Annotated in this window: 6 protein-coding genes; all 6 read left to right on the top strand. The window is 67.5% G+C overall.

Annotation, left to right across the window (positions count from 1 at the left end; genetic code table 11):
• Window positions 1-2: 2 nt before the first annotated feature.
• The 6 genes from KNW02_RS12015 to KNW02_RS21115 all read left to right on the top strand — a co-directional run bounded on the left by KNW02_RS12015 (window position 3) and on the right by KNW02_RS21115 (window position 6,556).
• Window positions 3-980: a site-specific tyrosine recombinase XerD gene (locus KNW02_RS12015; RefSeq protein WP_216033512.1), complete on the top strand. Its 978-nt coding sequence runs from the start codon at window positions 3-5 to the stop codon at window positions 978-980.
• A gap of 6 nt (window positions 981-986) precedes the next feature.
• A complete protein-coding gene (locus KNW02_RS12020; RefSeq protein WP_216033513.1) occupies window positions 987-2,318 on the top strand; it encodes an HlyC/CorC family transporter in 1,332 nt (443 codons plus the stop codon).
• Between the two features lie 90 nt (window positions 2,319-2,408).
• Window positions 2,409-4,433 (top strand): transketolase, encoded by a 2,025-nt coding sequence (gene tkt / locus KNW02_RS12025; RefSeq protein ID WP_216033514.1) that lies wholly within the window; start codon window positions 2,409-2,411, stop codon window positions 4,431-4,433.
• Window positions 4,434-4,518: 85 nt separating this feature from the next.
• The gene (locus KNW02_RS12030; RefSeq protein WP_216033515.1) at window positions 4,519-5,442 is read left to right on the top strand and encodes a DMT family transporter; all 924 of its coding nucleotides are present in this window, start codon (window positions 4,519-4,521) and stop codon (window positions 5,440-5,442) included.
• Window positions 5,439-6,341, top strand: a complete 903-nt coding sequence (locus KNW02_RS12035) for a lysophospholipid acyltransferase family protein (protein ID WP_216033516.1) — start codon at window positions 5,439-5,441, stop codon at window positions 6,339-6,341. Before KNW02_RS12030 ends, KNW02_RS12035 begins: the two co-directional genes overlap by 4 nt.
• Window positions 6,342-6,430: 89 nt before the next feature.
• On the top strand, window positions 6,431-6,556 hold the full coding sequence (locus tag KNW02_RS21115) for a hypothetical protein (protein ID WP_256447720.1): 126 nt from the start codon (window positions 6,431-6,433) through the stop codon (window positions 6,554-6,556).
• The last annotated feature ends 229 nt before the right edge of the window (window positions 6,557-6,785 follow it).

The raw sequence follows: 6,785 nt of genomic DNA on the forward strand, positions 1-6,785 counted from the left end.
CCATGGCCCTGCCCGATCACCGCGCCATTTCAACCTTTCTGGACGCGCAGGCGGCCGAGTCCGGTGCCGCGCAGAACACGCTTTTGGCCTATGGCCGCGACCTGCGCGACCTGTCGGACTGGCTGTCCGGGCGCGGCGCGGCGCTGGCCGATCTGAGCCGCGAGACGGTCGAGGACTACCTCGCCCATTGCGACGCGCAGGGCCTGTCGCGGGCGACGCGGGCGCGGCGGCTGTCCTCGATCCGGCAATTCACCCGCTTCGCGCTGGAGGAAGGCTGGCGCGAGGACGACCCGGCGATAAGGATCACCGGGCCCGGCCGGGCGCAGCGGCTGCCCCAGACGCTGTCGCGCGCCGAGGTCGAGGCGATGCTGGTGGCCGCGCCGAAGATCGGCCGCAACACCGAGGAACGCGCCCGCAACCTGTGCCTGATCGAGATGCTTTATGCCACCGGCATGCGGGTCAGCGAGCTTGTGGCCCTGCCCGTTGCAGCCTGCCGGGGCGATCCGGCGGCGCTGCTGATCCGTGGCAAGGGCGGCAAGGACCGGATGGTGCCGCTGACGCCACCCGCGCGGCAGGCGCTGGCCGCTTGGCTGGCGCTGCGCGATCAGGCGCCCGGCAACAGCCGGCTGGGCCGGCTGGTCGCGGGGCGCGGCGCGCGCTGGCTGTTTCCGGCCCCAGCCGCCGGCGGCCACCTGCCGCGGCAGAGCTTTGGCCGGCTGCTGAACGACATCGCCGTTGCCGCCGGCGTCGATCCGGCCCGCGTCACCCCGCATGTGATCCGCCACGCCTTCGCCACCCATCTGCTGGAGGGCGGCGCCGATCTGCGCAGCATCCAGACCCTGCTTGGCCATGCCGATCTGGGCACGACCGAGATCTATACCCATGTTCTGGACCAGCGCATGCGCGATCTGGTGCTGAACCATCATCCCCTGGCCCGGCCCCGGATGCGGGACGGGTCACCCACCGACCGGAACCGATAAGGACCCATGGACGATCCCTCGACTGTGTTCGACGCCGCCTTCTGGACCACCAGCGCGGCGATTCTTGTTCTGCTGCTGCTCTCGGCCTTCTTTTCCGGCTCGGAGACAGCCCTGACCGCCTCGAGCCGCGCCAAGCTGCGCGTCCGTGCCGACCGCGGCGATCCCGGCGCGATCGCGGCGGTGCAGCTTACCGAGGACAGCGAAAGGCTGATCGGGGCGATCCTGCTGGGCAACAATGTCGTCAACATCCTTTCGGCCAGCCTTGCCACGGCACTGTTCACCCGGCTGCTCGGCTCGAGCGGAGTGGCAATCGCGACGCTGGTGATGACGGTGCTGGTGCTGATCTTTTCCGAGGTGATGCCCAAGACCTATGCCATCTCGGCGCCCGAGGCGGTGGCCACCCGCGTCGCCCGGCCGATCCGCTGGGTCACGCTGATCCTGTCGCCGATCGTCGCCGTGGTAAGGCTGATCGTGCGCGGCATCCTTGGTCTCTTCGGGCTGAAGACCGATCCCGGCTCGCATATGTTCTCAGTCCATGAGGAAATCGCCGGGGCACTGTCCATCGGCCATGCCTCGGGCACGGTGCAGAAGGAGGATCGCGACCGGCTGCTGGGGGCGCTGGATCTGGGCAACCGCACGGTCGAGGAAATCATGCGCCACCGTTCCGGCATCGAGATGATCGATGCCGCCCTGCCGGCGCCGCAGATCCTCGATCTGGTGCTCTCCAGCCCGCATACCCGCCTGCCCGTCTATCGGGGCGAGCGCGAGAATGTCGTCGGCGTGGTCCATGCCAAGGACCTGCTGCGGGCCGTCAACAAGGCGGTGCGCGAAGGCGCCGACCGCGCCGCGGTGCTGGAGGATTTCGACATCATGGCGGTGGCGATGAAGCCCTATTTCGTCCCCGACACCACGGCGCTGGACGAACAGATGCGCGAATTCCTGAAACGGCGGACGCATTTCGCGCTGGTGGTGGACGAATATGGCAGCCTTCGCGGGCTGCTGACGCTGGAGGATATCCTTGAAGAAATCGTGGGCGAGATCACCGACGAGCATGACACCGACGCCGACCAGACCCTGATGCCGAACGCGCAGGGCGATTACAGCGTCGATGGCGGCATGACCATCCGCGACCTGAACCGGCAACTGGACTGGAACCTGCCCGATGACGAGGCCAATACCGTCGCCGGCCTGGTCATCCACATGGCCCAGTCGATCCCGGAACCGGGTCAGGTCTTTTCCTTCCACGGCTATCGCTTCGAGGTGGTCACCCGGCGCGAGAACCGCATCACCCGCCTGCGCATCCGGCCGCTGCAACCGGCCGGCGGCACCCGCGACTAGCCGGTCCTGCGCGGGCGCGGCGCGGTGCTTGCAACGGCGCGGCTTCGCCCCTAACAGGGCAGCAAAGCCTCTCAGCCCGAAGGAGCCGCCATGGATATCGACGCCCGCCGCAAGGCCGACCCCGACCACTGGAAACTGGCCAGCGCGATCCGTGTGCTGGCAATGGATGCGGTCGAGGCCGCGAATTCCGGCCATCCGGGCATGCCGATGGGCATGGCCGATGTCGCCACGGTGCTGTTCCGGAACCACCTGAAATTCGACGCAAGCGCCCCGCACTGGTTCGACCGCGACCGCTTCGTGCTGTCGGCGGGCCATGGCTCGATGCTGATCTACGCGCTGCTGCACCTGACCGGCTACAAGCAGATGACGATGGAGCAGATCCGCAACTTCCGTCAGCTTGGCCATATCACCGCCGGCCATCCCGAATACGGCCATGTCGAGGGGGTCGAGACCACCACCGGCCCGCTGGGCCAGGGCATCTCGACCGCCGTCGGCATGGCCATGGCGGAAGAGGCGATGCGGGCCGAATTCGGATCGGAGCTCTGCGATCACCGCACCTGGGTCATCGCCGGCGACGGCTGCCTGATGGAGGGCATCAGCCAGGAGGCCGTGGGCCTGGCCGGCGCGCAGAAGCTGGGCCGGCTGATCGTGCTGTGGGACAATAACGACATCACCATCGACGGCCGCGTCAGCCTGTCGGACCGGACCGACCAGAAGGCGCGTTTCGCCGCCTCGGGCTGGCGGGTGCTGTCCTGCGACGGTCACGACGCCGCCGATATCGACCGCGCGCTGCGCGAGGCCGCGCAGGATGACGGCCGCCCGGTGCTGGTCGACTGCAAGACCGTGATCGGCTTCGGTGCCCCCACCCGCTCTGACAGCGCCAAGGCGCATGGCTCGCCCCTCGGGGCCGAGGAAATCGCCGCCACCCGCCGCGTCTATGGTTGGACCGCCCCGGCCTTCGAGATCCCCGAAGGCATCGCCCGCGACTGGCGCGCGATCGGCGCCCGCGGCGGCGAGACGCGCGCCGCCTGGGAAGCCCGGGTCGCCGCGCTGTCCAGCGACAGCCGCGACGAGTTCAGCCGCCGCATCGGCAACGGCGCGAACCCGCATCTGTCCCCGACCATCACCGCGCTGAAGACCCAGAGCGCCGAGGGCAAGCCCAAGGTCGCCACCCGCAAGGCCAGCGAGAACGTGCTGGAAGTGCTGAACCCGCATATGCCCGAAAATTTCGGCGGATCGGCCGACCTGACCGGCTCGAACAACACCAAGACCGGCGACATGTCCGCCTTCGGCCCCGAGAACCGGCTGGGCCGCTATGTCCATTACGGCATCCGCGAACATGGCATGGCGGCGGCGATGAACGGCATCTGGCTGCATGGCGGCTTCCGCCCCTATGGCGGCACCTTCCTGACCTTCACCGATTATGCCCGCGGCGCGATCCGGCTGTCGGCACTGATGGGGCTGCCGGTCGTCTATGTGATGACCCATGACAGCATCGGCCTCGGCGAGGACGGCCCGACCCATCAGCCGATCGAGCATCTGGCGATCTGCCGGGCGACGCCGAACATCCTGACCCTGCGTCCCTGCGATCAGGTCGAGACCGCCGAGGCCTGGGAACTGGCGCTGTCGCAGACGGATCGCCCCTCGGTGCTGGCGCTGTCGCGACAGAACCTGCCGACGCTGCGCAGCAGTCATCACGACGAGAACCTGTCGGCGCGCGGCGCCTATGTGCTGCGCGAGGCCTCGGGCGGCAAGCCCGCGGTGGTACTGATGGCGACCGGCTCGGAGGTCGAGATCGCGGTGACCGCCCGCGAGGCGCTGGAAGCCGACGGAACGCCGACCCGCGTCGTCTCGGTTCCCTCGATGGAGCTGTTCCGCGCCCAGGCCCGCGCCTATCGCGAGGAGGTCCTGCCGGACGGCACGGTCCGCGTCGCCATCGAGGCGGCCGTGCGCCAGCCCTGGGACTGGTTGCTGCTGGGCGAGCGCGGGCGCGAGGAAAAGTCGGATTTCGTCGGCATGACGGGCTTTGGCGCCTCGGCCCCGGCGCCGGCGCTGTACAAGGAATTCGGGATCACCGCCGAAGCCGTTACCGGACGCGCCAAGGCATTGCTGTGAAAGAACTTTCCGCCTCCGGCGGGGATATTTTCATGAAGAAGAAGCGGCCGGGTGCAGATCCGGCCGTTTTTGCCGGTGGGCGGTGATGCGGCTGCTGCGGCGCGCCGTCGCCTTGATGGGACAGGAACAGGACGGATTGCGTCGTCCGGGCGCGGATCAGACGACCGGGATCGTGCTGATCTGCCTCGCGATCCTGTCCTTCACGCTGATGGATGCGACGGCCAAGCACCTGACCCAGAACTATTCACCCGTGCAGGTCGTCTGGGCGCGTTTCATCGGCAATATCGTCATTGTCGCACTGATCTACCGGGGCGGTATTCCCGCGCTGATGCGCAGCCGCCAGCCCGGGCTGCAATTCCTGCGGGCGCTGACGCAACTGGCATCGGTCGGGCTGTTCTTCACCTCGCTGCAGTTCATCGGGCTGGCCGAGGCAACCGCGATCATGGACACCAACCCGGTGCTGATCACGCTTGGCGCGGCGCTGTTTCTGGGTGAGAGGATCGGGCTGCGCCGTGTCCTCGGCATCGCCGCCGCGCTGGCCGGAGCGATGATCGTCATCCGTCCCGGGCTGGGGGTGTTCCAGCCGGCGGCGCTGCTGCCGATGATCGGTGCCTTCACCTATGCCTCGGGCGCGTTGCTGACGCGGGCGGTGCGCAGCGATTCTACGGCCACCTCGATCCTGTGGTCGGCCTTCGTGGGCGGTGCGCTGACCTCTCTGGTGGTGCCGTTCTTCTGGCAGCCGGTCGCGATTGCCGATCTGTGGGCCTTCGCCGTTCTGGGCCTGTTCGGGACGGTCAGCCAGGCGCTGCTGATCCGCGCCTTTTCCCTGGCCGAGGCGGGCGCGCTGGCGCCCTTCGGATATACCGGCCTGATCTGGGCCGGTCTCTGGGGCTGGCTGTTCTTCGGTCAGTTGCCCGATCGCTGGACCATCCTCGGCGCGGCGATTATCGTGAGCGCGGGCCTCTATGTCTGGTCGCGCGAAACCCGTGCGGCACGGAAGGATCGATGAGCGGCAGGAACGGCGACGAGAGGACGAAGGACCGCGCCAGCGCGCCGCCGCTGCGCGACCGTCTGGCCAATGCCGCCTTCCTTGCCGTGATCCGGCTGGCCCGGATGCTGCCCTATCACCGCAGGCTTCCGGCGGCCGGCTGGTTCTTCGCCCGGATACTGGCGCCGCTGGCAGGATGGCGGCGGCGGATCCGCGAGAATCTGGCGCTGACCCGCCCGGATCTGGACCGGACCGAAATCGAGCGGCTGGTCCGCGCAGTTCCCGACAATATCGGCCGCTCGATGATCGAGACCTATTCCGGCGCGGAATTCGTCCGCCATACCCAGGAAACCGCCCGGATGGAGGGACCCGGCCTGGCGGCGCTGGAGGCGGCCTTTGCCGAAAAGCGGCCGGTGGTGCTGGCCTGCGCCCATATCGGCAACTACGACGCCATGCGTGCGGCGATGGTCGGGCGCGGCTGGCCCTTTGGCGGGCTGTACCGGCCGATGAACAATCCGCTGTTCAACGCGCATTATACCGAGGCAATCACCTCGATATCCGAGCCGCTGTTCCCGCGCGGCCGGCGTGGTCTGGCCGCGATGCTGCGGCATCTTCGGGCCGGTGGCTGGCTGGCCATCGCCATCGATCAGGCGTCCCGGGATGGCGAGATGCTGACCTTCTTCGGCCAGCCCGCCAGAACCGCCCTGACCGCGGCCGACCTGGCGTTGCGCCATGACGCGCTGCTGCTGCAGGCCGCCGCGATCCGGCAGCCCGACGGGCTGAGATTCCGGATCCTGATCGATGACCCGATCGCCCCGGGCGAACCGGCGGCGATGATGCAGGAGCTGAACGACAGGCTCGAGGCATTGGTGCGCCGGCATATGGATCAGTGGCTGTGGGTTCACCGGCGCTGGAAATAGCCCGGGCCTTGTCTCAAAGCCTGATCGGAATGGGTTGAGTGATTTCAGTTGGTTATGATTCTGTTTGTTTGTGAGAACGAACGGAGATCATGATGGCCTGGACCGAAATCATCCGGAAACGATACGAACGCAAGGCGGATCGGTATGCAAGCGATTTGACCGACGCGGAATGGCCGGTGGGGCTTGATGATGTGACCGCCCCCCGACGGCATTGATGTGCCAAGGAGGGTCTGCGATTATCCACAAGGGAGGACGGTCATGTCGGAGATTATCACGGTCGGGCTCGATCTGGCGAAGCATGTGTTCCAGGTGCATGGGTGTTGATTGCCACTGAGAATTGACCCGGCAACCGCCAAAATTGTCATTGAGAATTGACCCATGTGCAACCCTGCCTCGGCTTGAAGCAGCTGGAGGCATACGGAGTGATCGACATGGGATTTTTGA

This window comes from Paracoccus marinaquae (assembly GCF_018860165.1).
In the GTDB taxonomy this organism is placed as follows: Bacteria; Pseudomonadota; Alphaproteobacteria; order Rhodobacterales; family Rhodobacteraceae; genus Paracoccus; species Paracoccus marinaquae.